Source organism: Streptomyces sp. SID5785 (assembly GCF_009870065.1).
GTDB lineage: Bacteria > Actinomycetota > Actinomycetes > Streptomycetales > Streptomycetaceae > Streptomyces.
In genome coordinates, this window is sequence record NZ_WWIA01000992.1 from 1 (window position 1) to 2566 (window position 2566).

1 protein-coding gene is annotated in these 2566 nt (G+C 74.3%); it reads left to right on the top strand.

The features are described 5' to 3' along the window. The first annotated feature begins 108 nt into the window (after positions 1-108). The gene (secD, locus tag GTW43_RS32380) at positions 109-2424 is read left to right on the top strand and encodes a protein translocase subunit SecD (protein WP_161305539.1); all 2316 of its coding nucleotides are present in this window, start codon (positions 109-111) and stop codon (positions 2422-2424) included. Positions 2425-2566: the final 142 nt, after the last annotated feature.

Sequence of the window (2566 nt, forward strand, 5' to 3'; positions counted from 1 at the left end):
CCGCGCGCTCCACGCAGTGACGTCACCCCTGGCCCCGCCTGACCGCACGGTCGGCCGCGCCTCACTTCTTCCTGCCGTGGAGCAGTCATGTCCCGTAAGAAATCCCGCATGCCCCTGTGGCGTGCGCTGATCGCCCTCGCGGTGATCTCGGCGTCCCTCGCCATCGCCCTCACCCAGTCCGCACGCCTCGGTCTCGACCTGCGCGGCGGCACCCAGATCGTCCTCGAGACCAAGGACGCGTCCGACACGGACACGAAGGCGGACGCGGAGTCCACCGACCGCGCGCTCGAGGTGCTGCGCCGCCGGGTCGACGCGCTCGGTGTCGCCGAGCCGACCCTGTCCCGCTCCGGGGAGCGGCGCATCATCGTCGAGCTGCCCGGGGTCCAGGACCCGCGCGAGGCCGCCGAGGTGATCGGCCGCACCGCCCGGCTCACCGTCCACCCCGTCACGGGCACGGTCGCCGCGGACCCGGAGGACGGCACGCGCGTCCTGCGCGCCCCGGACGGGGAGGGCGGGTTCCTGAAGCTCGGCGACGCGGCCCTCGGGGGCGACGGGGTGCGCGACGCCGCCGCCGTCCTCGACCAACAGGGCATGGCGGGCTGGACCGTCGCCCTGGAGTTCCGCAAGGACGCGACCGCCGCATGGGCCGACCTGACGGGCGAGGCGGCCTGCGCCCCGCAGGGCGCGCCCGAGCGGCGGGTGGCAATCGTCCTCGACGACCGCATCGTCTCCGCCCCGGGCATGAACCCGGACGTCGCCTGCGGCACCGGCATCACCGGCGGAGACACCCGCATCACCGGCGGCTTCTCGCAGGAGGAGGCGCAGGACCTGGCCGCGCTGGTCAAGGGCGGCGCGCTGCCGGTGCCGGTCGACGTCGTCGAGCAGCGCACGGTCGGCGCGACGCTGGGCGCCGACGCCATCGAGGCCTCGACGCGGGCCGCCCTCATCGGTCTCGCCCTGACCGCGCTGTTCATCGTCGTCGTCTACCGGCTCCTGGGCGCCCTCGCCACGATCGCCCTGGCCCTGTACGGGCTGATCTCGTACGCGGCGCTCGTCGCTCTGGGCGCGACGCTGACGCTGCCCGGGCTCGCCGGGTTCGTGCTGGCGATCGGGATGGCGGTCGACGCCAACGTGCTGGTCTTCGAGCGGGCCCGTGAGGAGTACCTGGGCTCGCGCACGAAGGCACCGACGACGCTGGACACGTCCGTGGCGAGGGGCTTCGGGAAGGCGTGGAGCGCGGTCGTCGACTCGAACGTGACGACGCTGCTCGCCGCCGGTCTGCTGTTCTTCTTCGCGACCGGTCCCGTCAAGGGCTTCGGGGTGACCCTGTCGATCGGTGTCCTGGCGTCGATGGTGTCGGCGCTGGTCGTCACCCGGGTGCTGGCCGAGTTCGCGCTGCGCCGGGCCGCGGTGCGCGGGCGGCCGGGCCTGACCGGCATCACGACGACCGGCCGGGTCCGCGCCTGGCTGGCCCGGCGTGATCCGCGGCTGGTGCGGCACCGGCGCCGCTGGCTGGGCGTCAGCTCGCTGCTCGTCGTGGTGGCGGTCGCCGGGATCCTCGTACGGGGTCTGGACTTCGGTGTGGAGTTCACCGGCGGGCGGATGGTCGAGTACAGCACCGCGCGCACCGTCGACGTGGACACGGCGCGGTCCGCGGTGGCGGACGCCGGGTTCCCCCGGGCCGTCGTGCAGGAGTCGGGCGACGGCGGGATCGCCGTCCGCACCGGCGACCTGTCGGACGACGAGCAGCAGGCCGTGAAGGAGTCGCTGGAGCGGCACGGCGGGACCGCGACGGTGGAGCGGGACGAGATGATCGGCCCGAGCCTCGGCGACGAGCTGCGCACGAAGGCGCTCATCGCGCTGGGTATCGCGGTGCTCGCCCAACTGCTGTACCTGAGCGTCCGGTTCCGCTGGACGTTCGCGGCGGCGGCCGTGTCGGCGATGGTCCATGACGTGCTGGTCGTGGTGGGGCTCTTCGCGTGGCTGGGCAAGCCGGTGGACAGCGTCTTCCTCGCGGCACTGCTCACGGTCATCGGGTACTCGGTCAACGACACGGTGGTGGTCTTCGACCGGGTGCGCGAGGCGCGGCGGCGCGATCCGCGCACGAGTCTGGAACGGACCGCCGACAAGGCGGTCGTGCAGACCCTGCCACGCACGGTGAACACGGGTGCGGGCGCGCTGTTCGTGCTCGCCGCGCTCGCGGTCCTCGGCGGCGACTCGCTCGCGGACTTCTCGCTGGCGCTGATCGCGGGCGTGCTGATCGGCATGGCGTCGACGGTGTTCACGGCGGTGCCGATGGCGGTGGCCCTGGAGGGCCGTGCGCCGGCCCGTCCGGCGGGCCGCGGTCCGCTCCCCCGCGACGGGGCGGGCGGCCCGCTCGAGGCACGCCGGGCACGGCGCGCGGACACCGGCGCCGTCGTCTGACGCGACCGGTGGGGTGCCCCGACCGGGTCACCCCACCGGTTCGTCCCGGCGGTGCGCGAACAGGACGGCACCGGGCGCGACTTCGTCGACGTCAAGCATCCACTGGGCTGCGATCACGAACCCGGCGTCCCGCAGGAGGTCC

Excerpts from the sequence above, each read along its gene's own strand:
- secD (WP_161305539.1), top strand. The coding sequence starts at position 109 with ATGCCCCTGTGGCGTGCGCTGATCGCCCTCGCGGTGATCTCGGCGTCC.